17 protein-coding genes are annotated in these 21,550 nt (G+C 62.6%); 7 read left to right on the forward strand and 10 right to left on the reverse strand.

Translation table 11 applies throughout. The annotated features are described in order from the left end of the window. The first annotated feature begins 204 nt into the window (after positions 1-204). Together PQQ86_RS37885 and PQQ86_RS37890 are read left to right on the forward strand one after the other, a co-directional pair. Positions 205-483 carry a hypothetical protein gene (locus PQQ86_RS37885; RefSeq protein WP_408279135.1) on the forward strand — a complete coding sequence of 93 codons (279 nt, stop codon included), beginning with the start codon at positions 205-207 and terminating at the stop codon, positions 481-483. Positions 484-663: 180 nt separating this feature from the next. Next, positions 664-1,887: a winged helix-turn-helix domain-containing protein gene (locus PQQ86_RS37890; RefSeq protein ID WP_408279138.1), complete on the forward strand. Its 1,224-nt coding sequence runs from the start codon at positions 664-666 to the stop codon at positions 1,885-1,887. A gap of 22 nt (positions 1,888-1,909) precedes the next feature. Here the strand turns inward: PQQ86_RS37890 and PQQ86_RS37895 are convergent, their stop codons facing one another. The 4 genes from PQQ86_RS37895 to PQQ86_RS37910 form a co-directional block, all read right to left on the reverse strand. Continuing rightward, positions 1,910-2,509 carry a LysE family translocator gene (locus PQQ86_RS37895; RefSeq protein ID WP_097394908.1) on the reverse strand — a complete coding sequence of 200 codons (600 nt, stop codon included), beginning with the start codon at positions 2,507-2,509 and terminating at the stop codon, positions 1,910-1,912. Positions 2,510-2,739: 230 nt separating this feature from the next. After that, a complete protein-coding gene (locus tag PQQ86_RS37900; protein WP_408279141.1) occupies positions 2,740-2,997 on the reverse strand; it encodes a hypothetical protein in 258 nt (85 codons plus the stop codon). 120 nt (positions 2,998-3,117) lie between these two features. Continuing rightward, positions 3,118-5,301, reverse strand: a complete 2,184-nt coding sequence (locus PQQ86_RS37905; RefSeq protein ID WP_408279144.1) for an NHL repeat-containing protein — start codon at positions 5,299-5,301, stop codon at positions 3,118-3,120. A gap of 215 nt (positions 5,302-5,516) precedes the next feature. Continuing rightward, positions 5,517-6,182: a helix-turn-helix transcriptional regulator gene (locus PQQ86_RS37910; protein ID WP_408279147.1), complete on the reverse strand. Its 666-nt coding sequence runs from the start codon at positions 6,180-6,182 to the stop codon at positions 5,517-5,519. 86 nt (positions 6,183-6,268) lie between these two features. On the opposite strand from PQQ86_RS37910, the gene PQQ86_RS37915 reads away from it, so the two are divergent. Further along, the gene (locus tag PQQ86_RS37915; RefSeq protein ID WP_408279151.1) at positions 6,269-7,696 is read left to right on the forward strand and encodes an MFS transporter; all 1,428 of its coding nucleotides are present in this window, start codon (positions 6,269-6,271) and stop codon (positions 7,694-7,696) included. Continuing rightward, positions 7,693-8,685, forward strand: a complete 993-nt coding sequence (locus PQQ86_RS37920) for a LysR family transcriptional regulator (protein WP_408279153.1) — start codon at positions 7,693-7,695, stop codon at positions 8,683-8,685. Before PQQ86_RS37915 ends, PQQ86_RS37920 begins: the two co-directional genes overlap by 4 nt. A 43-nt stretch (positions 8,686-8,728) precedes the next feature. On the opposite strand, the gene PQQ86_RS37925 is transcribed toward PQQ86_RS37920, so the two are convergent. Next, positions 8,729-9,598: a LysR family transcriptional regulator gene (locus tag PQQ86_RS37925; protein ID WP_408279454.1), complete on the reverse strand. Its 870-nt coding sequence runs from the start codon at positions 9,596-9,598 to the stop codon at positions 8,729-8,731. A gap of 126 nt (positions 9,599-9,724) precedes the next feature. On the opposite strand from PQQ86_RS37925, the gene PQQ86_RS37930 reads away from it, so the two are divergent. Then, positions 9,725-11,146, forward strand: a complete 1,422-nt coding sequence (locus tag PQQ86_RS37930) for an MFS transporter (RefSeq protein ID WP_408279156.1) — start codon at positions 9,725-9,727, stop codon at positions 11,144-11,146. Positions 11,147-11,705: 559 nt separating this feature from the next. Here the strand turns inward: PQQ86_RS37930 and scpB are convergent. From scpB to PQQ86_RS37945, 3 genes are all read right to left on the reverse strand, one after another. Beyond that, complete coding sequence (scpB, locus tag PQQ86_RS37935) at positions 11,706-12,506, reverse strand: methylmalonyl-CoA decarboxylase (protein WP_408279159.1); 801 nt, start codon at positions 12,504-12,506, stop codon at positions 11,706-11,708. A 130-nt stretch (positions 12,507-12,636) separates the two neighbouring features. Next, on the reverse strand, positions 12,637-13,896 hold the full coding sequence (locus PQQ86_RS37940; RefSeq protein ID WP_408279162.1) for a CaiB/BaiF CoA transferase family protein: 1,260 nt from the start codon (positions 13,894-13,896) through the stop codon (positions 12,637-12,639). A gap of 115 nt (positions 13,897-14,011) precedes the next feature. Further along, positions 14,012-15,340 carry an MFS transporter gene (locus PQQ86_RS37945; protein WP_408279164.1) on the reverse strand — a complete coding sequence of 443 codons (1,329 nt, stop codon included), beginning with the start codon at positions 15,338-15,340 and terminating at the stop codon, positions 14,012-14,014. A 176-nt stretch (positions 15,341-15,516) separates the two neighbouring features. Between PQQ86_RS37945 and PQQ86_RS37950 the strand changes: the two genes are divergently transcribed. Beyond that, complete coding sequence (locus PQQ86_RS37950; protein WP_408279167.1) at positions 15,517-16,434, forward strand: LysR substrate-binding domain-containing protein; 918 nt, start codon at positions 15,517-15,519, stop codon at positions 16,432-16,434. 73 nt (positions 16,435-16,507) lie between these two features. Here the strand turns inward: PQQ86_RS37950 and PQQ86_RS37955 are convergent, their stop codons facing one another. Beyond that, entirely contained in the window at positions 16,508-17,407 is a 900-nt protein-coding gene (locus tag PQQ86_RS37955) for a DMT family transporter (protein WP_408279170.1), read from the reverse strand. 160 nt (positions 17,408-17,567) lie between these two features. On the opposite strand from PQQ86_RS37955, the gene PQQ86_RS37960 reads away from it, so the two are divergent. Next, positions 17,568-18,488, forward strand: coding sequence for an AraC family transcriptional regulator (locus PQQ86_RS37960; protein ID WP_408279173.1), 921 nt, complete (start codon positions 17,568-17,570; stop codon positions 18,486-18,488). Positions 18,489-18,511: 23 nt separating this feature from the next. Here the strand turns inward: PQQ86_RS37960 and PQQ86_RS37965 are convergent, their stop codons facing one another. Then, positions 18,512-21,532, reverse strand: a complete 3,021-nt coding sequence (locus tag PQQ86_RS37965) for an FAD-binding and (Fe-S)-binding domain-containing protein (protein WP_408279175.1) — start codon at positions 21,530-21,532, stop codon at positions 18,512-18,514. Positions 21,533-21,550: the final 18 nt, after the last annotated feature.

Consider the following 21,550-nt stretch of genomic DNA (forward strand, 5'->3'; position numbering starts at 1 on the left):
CACGCCTTCAACTGGTTGCACCTGCTTTTCTTTCTGTCTCGTAAGATTGTCGTCAGCCATTCGACAGCGAATGGCTGACTCTTTCGACCGCAATCTTGCATGGGACCAGAGTAAGTGCTCTGCATGGGACCGGAGTAGCGCGCTAAAGCGCGCACTCTGGTCGACACGCTGAAGCGCGAACTCTGGTCGAAACAGGAGACAAGCATGATCCAACGCGCGATCGTTTTCGCCGCCTTCAGCCTAGCTGCCGTCTGCGCATCGACCTCTGCCTTGGCCCGGGTGGACGTCGGCGTGTTCGTCAACACCCCCGGCCCCATTTATGCCCAGCCACCCGTGGTTTATGCGCCGCCTCCGGTCGTTTATGCGCCGGTGCAACCGGCGTATGGCTATGGGTATCGCGGCGATTACTACCGCGGGTATCGCGGACACCACGACCATGGCCGCCACCGCGGCTGGGATAAGCACCACAGGCGCGACTGGTAACGGCCATTCGGCTGAGTTGCGAAGTTGCGGCGCCGTTGTCATTGGGTCCACCGCGCCGCCAGCACTGCCATGCTCCCGTTGCATTCCACGCCGATTCGTCTGCCGTATTCGCGCTAAAGTAGCGGCTGCTGATCCAGGCCGGACCTCGCGTCCGCTCCTAATCCCGTGACCGACGCCCGCGTGAAGACTCTTCCGCTATCTGCCGCCCGTACCCTGCATCTAGCCGCGCAAGGTTTGTTGACGCCGCCGCGCCGCAAGGCCGTCAAAGCCGACGTGCTCGACGCGATTCGCCGCATGGCGCAACTGCAGATCGATACGATCCACGTCGTTGCGCGCAGTCCGTATCTCGTGCTGTTCAGCCGGCTCGGCGCCTATCCGCAGCAATGGCTCGACGAGCATCTCGCCGAAGGCAAGCTGTTCGAATACTGGTCGCATGAAGCCTGTTTCGTCCCGACCGAAGACTACGGCCTGCTGCGCCATCGCATGCTCGACCCGAGCGATATGGGCTGGAAATATGCGGCGGAATGGCACAAGAAGTACCGCAAAGAGATCGAGAAGCTGCTCGCGCATATCCGCACAACAGGCCCCGTGCGTTCTGCGGACTTCGCACGCGAGGCGGGCAAGGGCAACGGCTGGTGGGACTGGAAGCCGGAGAAACGCCATCTTGAAGTGCTGTTCGCGATCGGGCAATTGATGGTGGCCGAGCGGCGCAATTTTCATCGCGTCTACGATCTGACCGAACGCGTGTTACCGGACTGGGACGACGCGCGCGACCTGCCGCCGCGGGAAACCGTCACCGAGGAAGCGTTGCGCCGCACCTGCCGCGCGCTCGGTGTCGTGCGCGCCGATTGGGTTGCCGATTACTACCGGCTGCCGCGCCGCCCCTATCGCGACGAACTGCATGCGCTCGCCGATCGCGGTGAGTTGATCCCGGTTCAAGTGGAAGGCTGGAAGCAGGACACCTTCGTCCATCACGAATTCGTGCCGATGATCGACGACGCAGCGAACGGCAAGCTCGCTTCAACCGTCACCACGGTGCTATCGCCGTTCGATCCCGTGGTGTGGGACCGCAAGCGCGCCGCCGCGCTCTTCGACTTCGACTATGCGATCGAATGCTATACACCGGCCGCGAAACGCAAATACGGCTACTTCGTGCTGCCGCTTTTGAGCCGGGGGCGCCTGGTCGGTCGCGTGGATGCGAAAGCGCATCGGACCACCGGCGTGTTCGAACTGAAATCGCTGCATATCGAACCCGGCGTGCGCCTGAGTGCGAGGCTTGCGGGCGATCTGCGCCGCGCTTTGCAGCGCTGTGCGGACTGGCACGGCACACCGCAACTGGACATCACCTCCGCGCCGCCGGAATGGCTTGAGGCGTTGAGCGTGGACAGCAGGATGGAAGCTTAAGCACGCTGCACAAGAGGCGTAATTAATGCAGCGCCGCCCACGCAAGCGACAAGGAAAACACGCCCAGCACGATCGACGCGCCGCGCTGCATCTTCACCGGATTCAACCAGGTGAGTTTGCCGCTGCCAAGCGCCGCGCCGAACGCGATCCACGCAAGCGCGATCGGCACCAGCAGGCAGGCGAACATCAACATCGCCGTGGCATACGCGGGCACATGCGCGAACGCGACGGCGGGAAAGATCGTACCGGCGAACAACAAGCCTTTCGGGTTGAGCAGCGTCGCCACGAATAGCGTGCGCATGCCGCTCGCCCGCTGCGTCGAATCGGGCAAAGCCACCGCCGCACGCCACATATCAACGGCGAGATATGCGATGTACACACCGGCCGCCACGCGTAGCAGCGACGGCAACCACGGTAGCGCGTGCGCGGCTTGCGCGAGAAAATGCCCCCACACGGAAATCGACAGAAGATAGCCGGCGAGTTCAGCGGCGATCAGCGGCAAAGAACGGCGCACGCCCTGACGCAAACCAGCAGCCGCAAGCAGCGTATTGGTCGGACCCGGCGTAATCAGCACGACGATAATGCCGATGGCCAGCAACGCGATAGCGGACGTGGAAAGCATAAAAAAGGCGCAATGTTGGAAACAATGCGCCTTTTTATCACAGAGAACCGAGCCGCCAAATTGTGGCAGCTAATGCGACGGCGAAATGCACCGACAAGTTGCGCCAGCGGTTTGCATTCGCCGAATTGCCGCTGCTATGGCAATAGCAAACGCCCGCGCCACGTCGGCGCTCACGCCGACTCTCACGGCGATGCGAACCACGCCGCCCGCAGGCCGCGCGCTCTTCGCCTTCAGTGGTCGAGCTTCGCGCGCAATTCGCGAGCGGCTTCCAGCAGTCCCTCGTAACCAGAACGGGCGTGCTCTGGCAGATCGGGATCGCCGACGAACGCGCCAAGGGTTTCGATCAGGCTATACAGAATGCCCTTTGCGGCGCCCGAAGCAATGCTGCCGGACGATACCTGCTGGCCCACGTGACTGAGCGCGGCATCGAGGTGTTCCAGGTCGGGCCGGTCTTCTGAGGGCGGCTTAGGCGTTACGTCTTGCGTCATGATGAAACTTCTCTCAGGTTGATGCATCAGTGAACAAAGCCATCCTTTCACGTTGTTATATACCGATCGTGCGCTGGCGTCTATTCGTGCTCGGACTCATCGCGATCCACGCGATTCACGTCAAGGCGTCCACCGATACATCAGGATTTTCGCGCGCGCGTCATCTTCCAGCAGGACGACGTATTCGCCATTGGCGCGCTGCACCGCGTTGATGCCGAGATAAACATCCACCCAGCCGCTGGTGTTGCCGACGCTTGCGCCCGGCGTCATATAACCGACCGCCTGGCCCGTGCGCGCGTCATACACGTCCACCTTCGCGGTGTACAGCTCGGCGATGAAGACGTAATTGCCCGCCACGGCAATGCCGACCGTTGTCGTCTGCGGACTGGTTTGCGTGTTCCATGGCAAGGAGACCGTGTATTGCTGCGTCGGTGTGCCGGAACTCCAGTTGTCATAGCGCGCGAGCACCGGGCCCGCCTCTTTCCAGTGCGTCGAATCCCACGGGATCGCGCTCGTAAAGCCCGATATGTACATCGTGTCGGTCTCGGCGACGTAGACGATCCGCGCGATCCGCGTGAACGGTTGCGGCATCGCGAACATCTTCGAGCTCGCGTACGTGTAGATCGGATTGCCGGCCGAGTCGAGACCTTGCAGCGGCATCTCGCGGATGCCGCTCGTCGGCGTGGCAAGCCACACGTTGCCGGGCGTATCGACCCACCAGAAGCCGTTGCCAACCGTGCTGCCCGTCGATGGATTGCTGCTGATCTCGCTGGCGTCGACGGTGCCGTTGCCATTGCTGTCGCGCCATAACCATTCGCCGTAGGTGGGCTGCGCTGCGGGCCACGTGCCCGGCAGCGGATTTTGCGCCAGCAAGCCGGACGGAACCGCCATTTCTCCATGCGCCGCATCGAAGCGATAGACGTTCAGATAATGCGCGCCAGGATCGAGCGTATAGAGAAACGGCTGACCGTTGATTCGCCGCACCATCGGCTCGCCGCGCACACCGCGCGGCTCGTGAAAGGCCGGGTCGTCGGGATAATCGAAGCGGTCGAGCGTGAAGCCGGCATACGACCATTCGTGGCCAACCGGTTGGCTGTAGTCGAGCGTGAAACGCTTCGAGCCCGTGTAGACGGAATTCGGCGTTGCCGGATCGAACGCGGCGCTATCGACGAAAGTCAGCCCGTACAGACGCCAGTTGAGTGCATGCGTGCTGTAACCATAGCTCTCGAGCACCGCACCTTGACCAACCGATGCCGAGCCGAGCGGCCGCGGCCCTTCGCCGTTCTGCGCGACATACAGATTGCCGGCCGGATCAAGACCGATACCCGTGATGCCGTTGAAGCGCCAGTTGCCCGGCACGCCCTTGACCACATGGAAGATGCCGTTACGCGTGCCGATCGGCGCGGCAGCTTGCGGCTGACCGTAGGCGTCCTTGTTGTAGACGAGGATCTGCTGCGACGGTCCGTTGTCGGCGACAAGGATTTGTCCGGACGGCGTAATCGCAATGTCGGTCGGCACTACGCCGGCGGGCAAGGTCAAGGTGCCGGAGAGCGCCGTGCCATTGGCGGCGTAGTGAAGGATGCTTAGGTTTCCGGACGAAACACCGCTCATCACCCACAGCGTCGAATCCGTGTCGATTGCAATGCGTCCCGGTGAAGGCACGTTCCACGATCGCAAACGCTGCATCGAGGCCGCGTCGAACACGAGGATCCGGCTGTTGATGGTATCCGCGACATACAGTTCGGTATCGGTGGCCGCCATGCCGCGAATGCCCGCATCGGTGCCGGCCGTCACCGTGTCAAGCAGCAGGAAGCTGTTCTTCGTCGCGTTGGCGCTATTGCCGATGCCGCCCGTGAAAGGCGCGCCGGTCGCCAGATTGGCAAGCGTGCGACGCGTCACGCCGAACCATGTCTGGTTGGCCGGCGGATAGTCCGCGCCGATCAGTCCATTGTTCTCATTGCCGATCGACATTGCCGCGTACAGGTAGGTACGGTTCGTCGCGACCGCATCGCCGCCGGCAGCGCCCCAGCCATGCGTCGAACCGGCCACGGCGATCTTGTCGCCCGCACGGTACGCGGCGATTTCGCTACCGCTTTCATCCCAGGGGGCGTTGGTATAAACGGTGCCATCGGCGCCGACGCTGATCGCCTGAATGTCCTGCTGCATCCACTTGCCATCACCGAAACCAAAGCTATTGCCGATCCACGACGTGGTGTAGGTGAGTTGCGATTGCGCGGATGCGCTGAGAGGAAGCAGACTATGGACGACAAGAACTGCCACGCCAAGGCGAGAGGAGAATTTCACGACGGGTTTTCCTTGCGAGAGACGAAGCGCACACGGCTGGCGTGTCCGGCGCGCTATCGCGTGTATGCGGATCGACTAGCTATCGCACATACGTGAACGTTGTTGGCGTTTTATCCTCGCATGGAAAAAGCGGAAATTTATTCGCAAAAAATTCGCGGTAAGCAGTTGATCGTCTAAACAATCCGAAGCGCATAAACATGCGCTGAAATGCAGTGCTATTTGCTCTTGAGCTTCACGCGATAGGTACATCGTCGCGCGCCGGCCAGCACATGCTCCTCGCGCTCAATCGATCCCTCCTCGCCGACGATCTCCGCAAACAACTGCAACTCCGTGCGGCAAAAACCCTGGCAGGTGCGCGCCGCCGCGCAGATCGGGCAGTGGTTCTCGAGCAGCAGCCAGTCGCGCCCGTCTTTCTGCAACTCGGCCATATAGCCTTCGGCGCTGCGAATTTCAGCGAGCCTGGTCAGCCGCGCCTTGAGGCCCTTGATCGGCTTGAGCGCCGCGAGATAGTTCGCGCGCGTTTCGACTGCACGCTGATCGATCAATTTGTCGAGGCCCTCTTCGCCAAATAGCTGACGGATCGAGCCGAGCAGCTGCACGGTCAATTGCGGATGCGTATCTGGAAAGCGTGCGTTGCCCGCTTCCGTCAAACCCCAGCTTTGACTCGGCCGCCCTGGCCCCGCCTGCGACGCCTGGCGCCCTTCGATCAAGCCGCCTGTCAGCAGCTTCTGGATCTGCTGCCGCGCGGCTTCGACCGTGATGCCGAGTTCGCCCGCGATAGATGCCGTCGACAAAGACCCCTGTGTCTTCAACAGATTCAGGATGCGATCCACCGGCGCAGCCGCTGACGCGGCTTGCGTAACGGCCGGTGAATTTTCCAAGCTTTCATTTGCATATCTCATTGGAGCGCATTATTATCCAAGCCAATACTTGCATAATAAGCCAGCCTCGCACGGCTGTCCATGACATGAAAAATCTGCAATCGGATGTGCCGGCGTGGAGCGACCTGCTCAGCGGCAGTAACGGCTGGCGGGCGTTGGGTCTCGCGGGTGGCGTCGCGCTGCATGCCACCAATGTGTATGTGGCAACGACGATCCTGCCGTCGGTCGTGCACGACATCGGTGGGCTCGAACTGTATGCGTGGAACACCACCTTGTTTGTGGTCGCGTCGATTCTCGGCTCGGTGCTGTCGGTACGCCTGCTCGCGGTGCTCGGCGCGCGCTCCACGTACTTCAGCGCGCTGGCGGTGTTCGCGCTCGGCACCGTCGTGTGCGCGACTGCACCGTCGATGCTATGGATGCTCGCCGGCCGCACGCTGCAAGGTTTCGGCGGCGGCATTCTGCTCGCTCTCAGTTACGCGCTGATTCGCGTGGTGTTCGAAGAGCGCCTGTGGCCGCGCGCGATGGGACTGGTGTCGGGTATGTGGGGGGTTGCGACGCTATGCGGGCCGGCGGTCGGCGGCATCTTCGCGCAGCTCGGCGACTGGCGGCTGGCGTTCTGGGTGTTGCTGCCGGTCGTGCTGCTGCTCGCCGTGATCGTGCATCGCGAGGTCGATGACAAACGCGCCCACGGTGAAGCGGCTCAACCAATCCCGTTGCTCAAGGTCAGCTTGCTCGGCGCCTCAGTGCTGGTGATTTCGCTCGCCGCATTAACCGACGACATGCGCTGGAACGCGCTCGGCGTTATCGCCGGCCTTGGCTTCGTCTGGCTGCTTGCGAGACTCGAACGCAGCGACGCCCACACGCGCTTGTTGCCGAGCGGTTCGTTTTCGATTCGCACGCGGATCGGCCGCATCTACGCCTGCATGAGTCTGCTCGGCATCGGCGTGACCAGTGAAATCTTTGTGCCGTATTTCTTGCAGACGATCCACGGACGTTCGCCGCTGGCCGCCGGTTATCTGACCGCATTGATGGCGGCCGGCTGGTCGGTCGGCTCAATGTTCAGCGCCGGATGCTCCGCCATCGCTGCTCAGCGCTTGAGCCGCGCCGGTCCGGTGGTCGCGGCACTCGGACTCGCCGCGCTTGCATGGCTGATGCCGATAGCAGGTTTGTTCGATGGCTTGCCGGGTACCACCGCATTGTGCGCGGCGCTCGTAAGTGTCGGGCTGGGTGTCGGGATCGGCTGGCCGCATCTGCTAACTCGTGTGTTTACTGCCGCGCAGCCGGGCGAAGAGAATCTGGCGTCCCTCTCGATCACCACCATTCAACTGTTCGCGATGGCGTTCGGCTCGGCGCTCGCGGGTCTCGTTGCGAACGGCGCTGGTCTCACGACCCTCGCCCCGCTATCCGGCGCGCAACACACTGCGCTCTGGCTGTTCGCGACATTCGCGCTCGCGCCCCTGCTCGCTGCCTGGCTGACTCGCCACACCCCGCGCCTTACCGGAGAAGCATCGTGATAGATCGAGTGCAGGCCATGCGCATCTTCGTGCGGATCGTCGATGCCAGCAGCTTCACGCGCGCTGCCGAATCGCTTGAGATTCCGCGCGCCACTGCAACCACCACCGTGCAGGCGCTTGAGTCCCTGCTCGGCGTGCAATTGCTGGTGCGCACGACGCGCAAGGTCACGCTGACCACGGAGGGCGCCGCGTATTATGAACGCTGCGCACAGATTCTCGCCGCGATTGAAGAAGTCGAGTCGGGCCTGTTCAACCGCCCGGAGAATCTGCGCGGCCGCTTGCGCGTCGCAATGCCGGGCATGATCGCCGCGTCGATCGTGGTGCCCGCTCTGGCCTCGTTTCGTGCGTTGCATCCGCATGTCGAGCTGGCGCTCGGCGTGGGTCAGCGCACGCTCGATCTGATTGGCGAAAGCGTGGATTGCAGCATCGAACTGGGCGAGTTACCCGATTCCCGGCTGCTTGCGCGCCGCCTCGGGCTGCTCGAACGCGTCACCTGCGCGAGCCCGGCGTATCTCGCACGGTACGGCGAGCCGCGTCATCTGGACGATCTCGCTGATCACGTCGCGGTGAACTGGCTGTCGACGCAGACCGGGCGGCGCGTGGACTTCGACTTCAGCCTGGCGGCGCGGACGAGCAAGGTCAAAGTAGACGGCTTCATTCAGGTGAACGACGAACACACGTACCTCGCGTGCGGGCTCGAAGGCCTGGGACTGATTCAGCCTGGACGCGCCGCCGCTGCGCCGTATCTTGCATCCGGACAGTTGATCGAGGTCCTGCCGAAATGCAAGCCGACGCCGGTCGCCGTCTCGGTGACGTATGTGAAAAGCCGGCAGATTTCGCCGCGCGTGCGAGCCTTTGTCGACTGGCTCGCCGAGGTGTTCGAGAACGCGCCGGGAATGATCAAGGCAGCGCCGCCGCTGGCCGATCCGCCGTTGTGGCCGGTGCTGGATTCGCAGCGTCTAAACGAACTCAATACTGCGTCGCACTAAACGCATCGACGTGCGAATACGACTTGAAGTGCGCTAGCGTGCCTCAACTCGCCTGCGCGAATTCTTCTGCCACCGCCGCAATCAGCACCTGCATCCGCGCGGTCTTGTATAGATCGGCGTGCGCGACTACCCAGACATCGAACGGCTCCGCGCGATGCGGCATCACGCGCACCAGTTCCGGTTCGTAATCAGCGCGAAAACATGGCAGCTCGGCGATACCGAAGCCGGCCAGGGCTGCCTCGAACAGCATCGCGGTGGATTGCGTCTGGAACACGAGACGCCCACGCGAACTCGGCTCGCCGCACAACGCCGCCCGCATCGACGGCGAGGCCGGCTGTTGATACATCACCAGATCGTGCCCATCGAACGCCTCGCCTTCGCGCGGCTCGCCGCGTGCGGCAATGTATTCGCGCGACGCGTAAATACCGACGTCCAGTTGCGCGAGCTTGCGCGCGATCAGGTCGGGTGCATCGGGCCGCAGCGTGCGGATTGCCACGTCCGCTTCGCGCCGCGTCAGATTGGCGATCTGCGCGGACGTCACGCAGACGATCTCGATGCCCGGATGCGCACGCCGTACTTTGGCGATGGCCGGCACCACGAAGCGTTTGCCGAGCGAATCCGTCGTGGCGACGCGGAGCGTGCCGGCCAGTTGATCGTCGAGTCCTGCAATTCGCCGTTCGATCGACAAGGCGGCCTGCTCCATCGTCTCGGCCGCCCCGAGCAGGGCTTCGCCGGCCGGCGTCAGCACAAACAAGGCAGGGGTGCGCAGAAACAGCGTCGCCGAAAGCGTTTCTTCGAGCGCGGCGATCCGCCGGCCGACCGTCGCCTGATCGACATCGAGTTGTGCCGCCGCGCCGCGCAACGTGCCCGTGCGCGCCACGGCGAGAAAAAAACGTGCGTTGTCCCAGTTGATCATTGGCTGCGCTGTCTGTCGTGCATATTTGCATCATACACATGCGCAATCACTGCTTTATTGCATGCGTGTATGTGACTAGACTTCGTCGATCGATTCAATTGCAGTCCAGCCCGAGGATGTGTAATGACTGAATGCGCCGCTGAACAATCGCTGCCCACCGAGCTTGCCGACACGGAGCGGGCCGCCAGGCGTCCGCGCCTGACGCTCGCGCTGGTGGCGAGCGGCATGTTCATGGCGGTGCTCGACACCACCATCGTCAACGTCGCGCTGCCCGCGATGCACGTTAGCCTGGGCGCATCCGTGGGCGGTCTCGCGTGGATCGTCGATGCTTACACACTGAGCTTTGCCGCGCTGATTCTCGCAGGCGGCGTCGCGTCCGATCGTTTCGGCGCGAAGGCGGTGTATCTGTGGGGCCTCGCGTTGTTCGTCGCGGCCTCGGCGGCTTGCGGGCTGGCGCCGAACGTCGGCGCACTGGTAGTCGCGCGCTTCGTGCAGGGCAGCGGTGCGGCGTTGTTTCTGCCGGCATCGCTCGCCATCGTGCGCAGCACCTTTGAGGACCCCGTTGAACGTGGGCGCGCCATTGCTGCATGGGCTGGGATTGCATCGGTCGCGGCGGCGATTGGACCGGTGTTGGGTGGGCTCCTTGTGCAAGGGTTCGGCTGGCGCAGTGCGTTTCTGATCAATGTGCCGACCGGGCTGGTTGCGTTCGCGGGCGCATGGGTCGTAGTGCGTCATTCGACGCGCAGCGTCGGCCGCCATTTCGATTGGGGCGGGCAGTTGGCGAGCATCGTCGCACTGGGCGCGCTCTGCTATGCGGCGATTGAGTTGCCGTCGCGTGGGATTGCTGCGCGAGAGGTGTGGGGGGCGGCGTTGCTCGCCGTACTGGCAGCGTTGACACTTGTTGTTGTCGAGCGGCGTGCGCGGCATCCGATGGTGCCGGTTGAGTGGTTTCGCAATCGGATGTTCGTGACCATGAATGCGATGGGGACGCTTGTTTATGTTGGCTACTTTGGATTGTTGTTTGAGTTGAGCCTTTATCTGCATGGCGAGTTTGGGTTCAATGCGCGGCAGATTGGGCTTACGCTTTTGCCGCTTGCGGGGAGTTTGTCGATCGGTAATGTGGTGGTGGGTAGGTTGCATGGGCGGTTTACTGCGACGCAGTTCATGACTACTGGGCTCGTGCTGGCTGCTGTTGCGGTGCCGGCGATGGCAATGAGCCTGGAATGGCGCGCGCCTTGGTTTTTTACTTATGCGGCGATGGTGATGTTCGGTGGTGGGACAGCGTTGTCGGTGCCGCCGATGATTTCGACCGTGCTGGAACAGGTGCCTGGTGAGTTGGCTGGTGTGGCCTCGGGATTGTTGAACGCGTTGCGGCAGGCGGGAGGGCTTGTCGGGGTCGCGATGGCGGGGGCGGCGACGATTTTGGCGCCGCATGTGGCGGTGGCGTTGTGGTGGGTGGCTGGTATGGGGTTGGTGACTTATGCCGGTGCGGCGGGGCTGGCGGCGTGTGCACCTGTGGTTGTGGCTGTGCGTCCGCGGCGTTGAGCTTTTCTTTGATCTGGATTTTTGGGCTTTTCTTGAGTTGTTTGCCTGCGCGGCGCTTGCTGTCCGTGCTTCTGGCTTTGGTGCCTTTCCTTGTTTTGTTTGTGGTCTATTAGCGTTGCCCCTGTGCGGGGCGGCACCTACTTTTCTTTGCTTGCCGCAAAGAAAAGTAGGCAAAAGAAAGCGGCTTAAACCGCTAATTCTAAGTGGGCACCGTGGTCTGCTGCGGGTAGTGGTGCATCTGGAATCTGGGTTCGTGCCCCTGCATGCGATGGTGACAAGGGCGTCATTCTTCCGGCGGCGCTGCGCGCGCCGAAGAGTACTTCACAAAAACCACCCGCTACGTTTTGGCGCATGTCGGTTGCCGGCGAAATGCTTGAGGTTGCGCGCTTCGCGCTTTTCTCGCTCCCGAAAAAGCTCACCGATGACGTCTTCCGCTTATTTTTTGCTCCCGGAAAGACTCACCTTTGGTGCTGGCGGTGCAGGCGCGATCGTTCTGAACATCACCGTTGCTTGAAACGCTCCGCTCAACCAACGTCTTTCGCTCTGGCGAACGTCTTATTCATTTGCCCCTGAACGTCGGTGACCGTCTTTCTGAAAACGCTGCTAGCCCTTCGCTGAAATCTGCGCTTTCGCATGCTTGCCGGCGTAGCTCGGCAATCTGTTCCATCGCCTGCACGGGCATCGGTTGCATGTCTTCAAGTATCCGCAGTTGTTCCTTCACGGCCTGGATCGCCAAGGGTGCCTTGCTTGCGATTCCGCGCGCCATTTCAAGCGCCGTTGCTTCAAGTTTGTCGCTGTCGACCAGACGATTTACCACGCCAAAACGCTCGGCACGCGCTGCATCGAGTGGCTGCGCGCTGAAGAACATTTCCTTCAGCACATGAATCGGTAGATTGTTGAAGAAACGCAGCAGGCCGCTCGTCGTATAGGGCAAGCCAATGTTCGCCGGCGTCATCGAAAACCGCGCGCTTTCGTCGGCAACAACCAGGTCGCAACTCATCGCCAGATCGACGGCGCCGCCCCATGCTGAGCCCGACACCATCGCGATCACTGCGCCGGGGTAAGCGCGCACGCGGCGCAACGCCTGTTCCAACGGCTTGCCGTAGGCAATCGGATCACGGTCATCCGCCAACTCTCCAAGATCGTGGCCCGCGCTCCAGACGTCCTGCCCGACGCCGCTGCCAAGTATCACGACCGGTATGCGCTGTGTCGCGAGATTGACAAGGTGTGAGTCGAGCGCGTGCAACAACTCCGCGCTGAGGGCATTCCGGCGGGTAGGATGACTGAACGTCAAGCGTGCAATCCGTTCATCCACTATATCGACCGTTACCGCAAACGGCGATGCGTTCGGTGTGTTCATCGTGTGACCTCTGCTGCATGTTCCAAAGTTTGTGGCCCGCTCATTGGACAATTCCCGCTCCGTACTCCAAGTTTCGCGGCGTGCTTGGTGCGCGCTCCCCGTATCCACGTTTCGAGTTTTGTGTCGGCGCTCATAGCGCAACGCCAGCCGCGCGTTCCCGAGCCTTTTCCGGCGGCAAATATTCGCCCTGTTGGTGCACCGCTTTAGTGGCAATCAATGCCTCAATCGAACCCTCATCGAAACCCGCCTCGCGCAATACATCGACAGTGTGCTCGCCCAAGCCCGGCGGCGCATGCCGGCTGACCTGACGCGAAGATTCGCCCGTCACCGCTGAACTCGACACCGGCGTCACGACCTGGCGCAACGCGCCGAGCGTCGGATGCCCGACCGTTTCCACCAACCGGCAATGCCGCACTTGCGGATCGTCGAACACTTCGTCCAAGGTATGGATCGGGCCGGCAGGCAATCCCACGCCGATAAACAATTCTGTCCACTCCCGTTTGCCACGCGTCTTCAACCGCACTTCCAACGCAGCCTTCAATTCATCGCGATGCGCGACGCGCGCCTCATTGGTCGCGAAGCGCGGATCGTCCGGCAACGCAGGCAAATCGAGCAATTGGCACAAGCGCAACCACATGTCGGACGTAATCGGCGCAATGTTGAGCGGGCCGTCGGCGGTTTCGAATACACCATAAGGCGCGATCACCGAATGCGCGTTGCCCGTACGGTGTGGAATGTCGCCAAGGCTCAGATAGCGCTGACCATGTACGCTCAGCAGGCCCACCAGACTCGCGAGCAACGACGTGCTCACATGCTGGCCACGTCCGGTTCGCTCACGCTCCAATAACGCCGACAGTATCGCCATCGCGAGCCACATGCCCGAACTTAGGTCGCCGATCGCAGTGCCGGTGCGCGTGGGGTCGCCGTCGGCGAAACCGGTCAGGCTCATCAGGCCGGAATAGCCTTGCGCGATCTGGTCGAAGCCCGGCCAGCTGCTCATCGGACCATCGGAGCCGAACGCGTTGATGCTGCCCATCACCAGCCGCGGATTGCGCGCGCTGAGCACGTCGTAACCGAGCCCCATGCTCTCGATGGTGCCAGGCTTGAAGTTCTCGATCACCACGTCGGCGTCGTCGATCAGCCGGTGAATCGTGGCTAGTCCTTCCGGGTTGCGAAAGTCGATGCACACGCCGCGCTTGTTGCGGTTGCAGGAGAGATAGTAGGTACTTACGCCCCGGTCGAACGGGCCCCAGGTTCGGCTCATGTCGCCGCCAGGACCCGGTTCGACCTTGATGACGTCCGCGCCGAGATCGGCCAGCACCATCGAGCAGAACGGCCCCGACAGCGCACGGCTCAGTTCGGCAACCTTGATTCCCTGTAACGCTTGCATTCAGTTCTCCAACGAATTGATGACGGTTGCGGATAGCCCGAGTGATGCACTTGCGCTATCCCCGCAGTGTCCGAGGACCGACGCGGATAGCACGAGCAATGCGCTCAACAAGGCGCTATTCCGGCAACGTCTGATGACGGGTCTCGACAGCGAACGGCAAGATCAGCAGGCCGATCACAAAGGCCGCCGCTGTCCACGCAATCGGCAGCCCGAGCGAACCTTGCCAATGAATCGCGGCAGCCAGCAGGAAGTTCACACCGGCGCCAAGCAGGCGGCCCACCGACGCATTGAAGGCAAACGCGGTAGCGCGTATCCGCGTCGGGTATTGCTCCGGCAGCCACAGCGAGAAGATCGCGAAGTTGCCGCCGAAAAAGCCGAGGAACAGCAGCGACACCATGAACAGGTTGAGTCCGTTCGGCAGATAGAAGACCCAGCCGAAGGCGAATACGATCGACATGGCCATACCGGCGAAGTACACCCCGAGCGCCGTGCGCCGCCCCAGTCTTTCCGCCAGCCACGGTGCGACGAGACACCCGAGGATCGTCCCGACCGACAGCAACGCCGCTCCGATCGAGGCGAGATGCACAGCGCCGACGCGGTCGATACCGGCGCGCGTCGCCAGCGTCACGACCGCGCTCGCTTCGTAGACCGACCCGGCCCACAAGCCGATAATCGCGACGCCCACGAGACTCGCACTCGTCAACGTACGACGCCGATAAGCCGGCGCGAATATCTCCATCAGCGGCCGGCGCTTCGCCACCGCCGCTGCGTTCGTCTGCCCGACGCCATGCGTGGCCTTGCGCCACTGGCCCGGCTCCTTCACCCTGAGCACCGTAAAAATCGCGAGTAACGCCGGCGCCAGACCGCACAGGAACATCGCGCGCCAGCCATACGTCGCGCCGACCGTATAGTTCAACAAGGCGGCAAGGAAGAATCCGACGTAGTAACCGGTCTGCAGATAGCCCGCGCCCATCTTGCGGCGATCTTCCGGCCAGCTCTCGGCAACATAGGTACCCGCCAGCGCCCATTCGCCACCCACGCCGATGCCGGCAATCAATCGGAACGCGGCCAGCTCCCAGACGTTGTGCGCGAACGCCGCGGCGCCGGTGAACACCGAGTAGATGAGAATGCTCGCTGCCAGCGTCTTGACCCGCCCGAAGCGGTCGGCGAGCGGCCCCCAGATGAACGACAACCCCCAGCCGATCAGAAACAGCGCGAACAGGATCGAGCCGTACATGCCGAGATTGCTGGGCGTCGCGGCAATGCCCGAGACGGGCAGCAACTCGGTGAGCGCCGGAATCAGCACCAGCGCGTAGATCACCGAATCCACCCCATCCAGCACCCATCCCGAGTAAACCGCCCAGAAGCCGCCGATCTGCTCGCGGGTGAGAGGTGTGCGCCGGGGCTTCAGCCCGGCCGCCGATGCAGCGATCGCTTTGGACATGCTCATCTCCTAGCCGACAGATGCCGGCCGTTTTGAAGCGACGCCGGACAGCTCACGGCTGGGCACGCTTCGGTTTTTTGTGGCTTGAGTATAAGAACGCGCTCGATAATGGAAAAATATGATATTTCTCTAGCTCAATCGGATTTCGTTATGGGATGAAGGAGCGAGCGACGCGCATGGACCTGCGGCAACTGCGGTATTTCGTCAAAGTGGTGGAGTGCGGCAACGTCACTCGCGCGAGCGAGGCGCTGCATATCGCGCAGCCCGCGATCAGCCAGCAGATGCGCAATCTGGAGCGCGATCTGGGGATGCAATTGCTCGAGCGCAGCGTGCAGGGCGTGGCGCCCACCGCAGCCGGGCAAACGCTTTACAGGCATGCGATCGAGTTGCTGCGGCAGGCCGACAGCACGCGCGAGCTGCTGCGCCAGGACGCCGAACTGCCGCAGGGCCGAGTGTCGGTCGCGATGCCGTCGAGCACCGCGCGGATGATGGCGATTCCGCTTGCACGGACGATCCGCGACCGTTACCCCGGCATCGCGCTGGAGTTGCTCGAAGCACCGAGCGCGGAGCTCGGCAGTCTGATCGGTCGCGGGCGGGTGGATCTGGCCGTCGTGGTGGACGCGGTCGAAACGCGCGGGGTCGCCGCGCAAAGGCTGCTCACCGAGGCGCTCTATCTGATTGCGTGGCCGGAATTTCAGATGCCGCGCGAGCCGGTGTCGGTCGCCGAACTCGCGCGCATGCCGCTGATCCTGCCGAGCGCGCCGAATACGATTCGCAGCCGCGTCGAGTGGGCGCTACGCGAAGCCGGGCTACCGTGCGAGATTCTGTTCGAGGCCAGTTCTACCGCGTTGCTATTCGCGGCGGTGATGGCCACGCTAGGCGTGACGATCCTGCCGTGGACGGCCGCTCACGTCGAACTCGATGAGCACAAGCTCAAGCTTGCCAAGGTCGATCACCGGCTGTTCTCGCGCGATCTGTCACTCTGCTGGCGCGACACAGCCCTACTCAGCAATGCCGTGCAGAAGGTCAAGGCGACGATACTCGAACTGTTCGACAGCACGGGAAAGCGGCCGGAGTGGGCGGCCGCGGATTAAGGCGCCGGCCTCAAAGCGCCGGCATTCGCGGAGCCGCCCAAGGAAGCGCAGTTGGACGCCAAGCACCGCGCCCTCAGGAAGTCCTCACCCGCCGCACAAAAATGCGCCGCGTGAGATCGAACGCCACCAGATTCCCCGCCACCACCAGCAGGAGCCCGAGCACCGCCAACGCGGACCATCGGTAGCCTTCGAACACCGTCGACGCCGCCAGCGCCACAATCGGAAACAGCACGGTGCAGTAGGCGGCCCGCTCCGGTCCGATGCGCCCCACCAGCATCAGGTACGCGGTAAAGCCGATCACCGAGCCGAAGATCGCCAGATAAGCGAGCGCGCCGAGATAACGCGCATCAGGCTCGATCGAGAAAGAAAAGCCGGCCAGCGCGCTCCCCACCGTCAAGACGCCGGCGCCGATCAGCATGGCCCAGCTATTGGTGGCGAACGGGTGCAAGCCCATCGATTGCATCCGGCTCGACAGCAGATTACCCGCCGAAAAGCACAAGGTGCCAAGGAACGCGATAGCGAGTCCCAACCACACCGTGTGGTCGCCCAGGTGTCCTGCCATCTGCTGGACAAACAGGCACACGATGCCGACGAGCCCCAACGCCGCCCCGGCAATCGCCGACGGTTGCAAAGGACGGCCCATGAAAAGCCGGCCGTTGATCGAATTCAGCAGCGGCGCGGTGGAGAACACCACCGCAACGAGGCCACTCGGCACCACCTGCTCGGCATAGTAGAAGCACAGAAAATTCAGACAGAAGAGCGCCAGGCCTTGCGCAGCGAGGAAGCGCCACGCGGCGCGCGGCGGCCAGATCGGCCGGCGCATGATGCGCAGCAGCGCGAACAGCACCAGCGCTGCGATCCAGAAACGCCACGCAATCGACACTGGCGGCGGCACCGCGCCCAGTTGCCATTTGATGGCGATCCACGTGGTGCCCCAGATCAGCACGGTGACGGCATAAAGCGAAAGGTTCATGGCAGTGGCTGCAGCAGCAAAAAGCGGAAACCCAACTATGCTGCAGCGCCGGCGGCCGCACTTGTCCAGGATTGCGCACTTTTTCGGAGGCCTGAGCGGCCGGCAATCGCTCGCCCTATACTGACGCTTATCCTGTCATCGAATGCATCCCGCTCGTTCCGTGAACGCCAGACCGCCCGCCACCGTGATCGAATCCACCGAAACGCCGTTCGGCCTTCAGTCGGTCTGTCACACGCTGCAGAGCGCCAACGCGAATCTCGAACGCTTCGCGTGGCTCGGCGACCGACTCGCCATTGCCGTCTGGACCCGCGACACTGAGGAAGCCGAGACCGTCTATGACCGACCCGGCCATCACACGCTGTCGTGCTATCTGGACGGCGGCTATCGCACCGAGCGTCAGAAAATGCCCGGGCGTTACGGCGCGCCGTCGCGGCTCTGCGCGTTGCCCGGCGAGCATGAGTCGCGCTGGTGGGTGCGCGGCCATATGCATTTCATGCATCTCTACTTCCTGCCCGAACACTTCACGCAGCGCGCTGTGCAGGAACTCGATCGCGAGCCACGCGAACTGACGCTGGCCGATCGCACTTATTTCGAAGACGCCCGCATCGCGTACCTGTGTCAGTCACTCGCGAATGAAGACTGGCAGGATCCTGATGGCCTGCTGCGGACCAATGAAACCGCGCACGAGGTGTTGAGTCTGCTGCTGCGCGCACAAGGCGTGCGTCGCACGGATATGTCGCTCAAGGGTGGGCTGCCGGTTGCGACCCGGCGGCGCTTGCGCGACTACATCGAGAACCATCTCGAGCAAACGCTCACGCTCGGCGAGCTTGCCGGTGTCGCGGCGCTCTCGGAATTTCATCTGGCGCGCATGTTCCGCACGTCGTTCGGACTACCGCCTGCTGCGTGGATCGCGCAGCAACGGCTCGAACGCGCACGCACGCTACTGCGCACCACGAGACTGCCGCTCGCGCAAGTCGCCGAACAATGCGGTTATGCAAACGCCAGCCATTTCAGCCATCGTTTTCGTGAAAGCGTCGGCGTGGCGCCGACGGCGTATCGGCAGGTGGTGGGCGCGGCATAAGGGCCAACCGGGGCCAACCGCGCTCACTGCAAAGCCATCGCCAATACGCGCGCCACATGGATTGCGTCGACACCTGCGCCATCATGAATCTGATGTCGGCAACTCGTGCCGTCCGCGACCATTACCGTATTGCCGTCGATCTTGCGCACCGCGGGTAGCAGTGAGAGTTCCGCCATTGCCTGCGATGTCGCGTAGTGCTCGGCTTCGTAACCGAAACTGCCCGCCATCCCACAGCACGACGACTCGACCGTCGACACCTTCAATTCAGGAATCCAGTTCAGTACGGTTTGCACGGGAGTGAACGCGTCGAAGGCCTTTTGATGGCAGTGGCCATGTACGAGCGCCTGCTCCTTCGCCAACGGCTTCAACGCAAGCTGCAAGCGCCCGGCCTTTTCCTCGCGCACCAGAAACTCTTCGAATAGAAACGCCTGCTTCGAAAGACGTTGCGCTTCTTCGCCGAAACCATAGTGCAGAAACTCGTCGCGCAACGACAGCAAACACGACGGCTCCAACCCGACGATCGGCACGCCACGTTCCACAAACGGCTTGAACAGATCGAGCATGCGCCGCGCTTCCTGCTTCGCTTCATCGACCAAACCCGCCGCGAGGAAAGTGCGGCCGCAACACACCGGGCGCTCGCCGTGGCGCGTATTGAAGTGCACCGTGTAGCCCGCAGCCTCCAGCACCTGCAGCGCGGCGCGCGCGTTTTCCGGCTCCATGTTGTTGTTGAATGTGTCGACGAACAACAGCACTTCTTTCAGCGCACCGCCTTGAGGCGGTTTGGCCGCCGACGCGCTCGCCAGGAACGATTTCTTGAACCGCGGCAAGGTACGTTCAGGCGCAAAACCCACCGAGCGTTTGAACCACGCCGACAACACTGGCACGTTGTCGGCCAATGCCATCAAGCCCGGCACGCGACTCGCCGTTGCGGCATAGCGCGGCATGAAGGCCACCAGCTTGTCGCGCAGACGCAGTCCATGCCGTTTGACACGCGCCGCCCGCGCCTCGATCTTGAACTTCGCCATGTCGACACCCGTCGGGCAATCGCGCTTGCAGCCCTTGCACGAGACACACAGGTCGAGCGTGTCCTTGACATCGTCGCTGGCGAGTCCTGCTTCGCCGAGTTGCCCCGAGATCGCGAGACGCAGCGTGTTCGCACGTCCTCGCGTCACATGTTGCTCATCTTTCGTCACGCGATAACTCGGGCACATGGTGCCCGCGTCGAACTTGCGGCAATGGCCGTTGTTGTTGCACATCTCGACGGCCTTCGCGAGACCGCCCGACAGATCGTTGCCACTGCCCGGCAGCGTCTCCCGCCCCGTCAGCGGATCGCGTTCAACGTTCCACGCGGACCAGTCGAGTGCGGTATCAATCCGCTGCGCTTCGTAGCCCGGCGCAAAGCGGAAATTGCGTGCGTCGTCCATCTTCGGCGGACGCACGATCTTGTCGGGATTGAAGCGGTTGTCCGGATCGAACAGCGCCTTGATCTCGGTGAACGCCTGGTTCAGCCGCGGCCCGTATTGCCACGCGACCCATTCACCGCGGCACAAACCGTCGCCGTGCTCGCCGGAATATGCGCCCTTGTATTCGCGCACCAACGCCGCTGCTTCCTCCGCGATCGCGCGCATCTTCACTGCGCCGTCGCGCCGCATATCGAGAATCGGCCGCACGTGCAGCGTGCCAACACTCGCATGCGCATACCAGGTGCCTTCCGTGCCGTGCCGGTGGAACACTTCGGTCAAACGGCTCGTGTATTCCGCCAGATGTTCGAGCGGCACCGCGCAATCTTCGATGAAGGAGACCGGTTTGCCGTCGCCCTTCATGCTCATCATGATGTTCAGCCCGGCTTTGCGGACTTCCCACAGCGCCTTCTGTTCGTTCGCGGCAGGCATCTCGACGACCGAATCGGGCAAGCCCAGATCGGCCATCAGTTCGGTGAGTTGTTTGAGCGACGCGAGTTGCTGGTCGCGATCCTCGCCTGCGAATTCCACCAGCAGGATGGCTTGCGGCTCGCCGACCAGTGCTTTCTCGACCACCGGACGGAAAGCGGGATTGCTCATCGCCAGATCGATCATCGTGCGATCGACCAGTTCCACAGCCACCGGCTTCAGCTTGACGATGTGCTGCGTGAGATCCATCGACTGCCAGAAGGTCGGGAAGTTGACCACGCCAAGCGTCTTATGCGTCGGCAGCGGCGCGAGCTTCAGCGTCAGTTGCCGGCTGAACGCGAGCGTGCCTTCGGAACCGACCAGCAGATGCGCGAGATTCGCGATGCCGTCGTCGGTATAAGCGCGCGGGTTCTGGCAATCGAACACGTCGATGTTGTAGCCCGCGACGCGACGCAAAACTTTCGGCACGCGTTCGACGATTTCAGCATGCTCTCGCTCAGCAATCCGCTTCACGCCTTCGACTATCTGCTGCAAGCGCGCACCTTGCGGCGCCTCGCGCAACGAGGCGAAACGTGCTTCGCTGCCGTCGGCGAGAATGGCGTCGATCGCTTCGACGTTGTGCACCATATTGCCGTATTCGATCGAGCGCGAGCCGCACGAGTTGTTGCCCGCCATTCCGCCGATCGTGCATTGCGCTGCCGTCGAGACGTCGACCGGAAACCACAGGCCATGCGGCTTCAACCATGCGTTCAGATGGTCCAGCACGACGCCCGGCTCGACCGTCACCGTACGCGCGTCGGCATCGAATACGACGATGTTGTTCAGCCACTTGCTGGTGTCGATCACCAATGCCTCGCCGACAGTCTGGCCGCATTGGCTTGTGCCTGCACCACGCGCGAGCAACGGTACTTTCTCGCTGCGTGCGATCTCCAGCGCGATGCGCAGATCGTCCTGATCGCGCGGCACCACCACGCCGATCGGCGTGATCTGATAGATCGACGCATCGGTCGAATAACGGCCGCGGCTCGCCGCATCGAACAACACGTCGCCGCGCAACGACTTGCGCAGATGCTGCGCGAGCGGCGACATCAGCCGTGCCGCGGAGGGCACCAGATGGATCGGCTTGACGAGTAAAGCGGAAGTGGGGTTCGTCATATCGTCGGCCTATAGGAA

The sequence above is a fragment of the Paraburkholderia sediminicola genome, assembly GCF_046026675.1.
In the GTDB taxonomy this organism is placed as follows: Bacteria; Pseudomonadota; Gammaproteobacteria; order Burkholderiales; family Burkholderiaceae; genus Paraburkholderia; species Paraburkholderia sediminicola_F.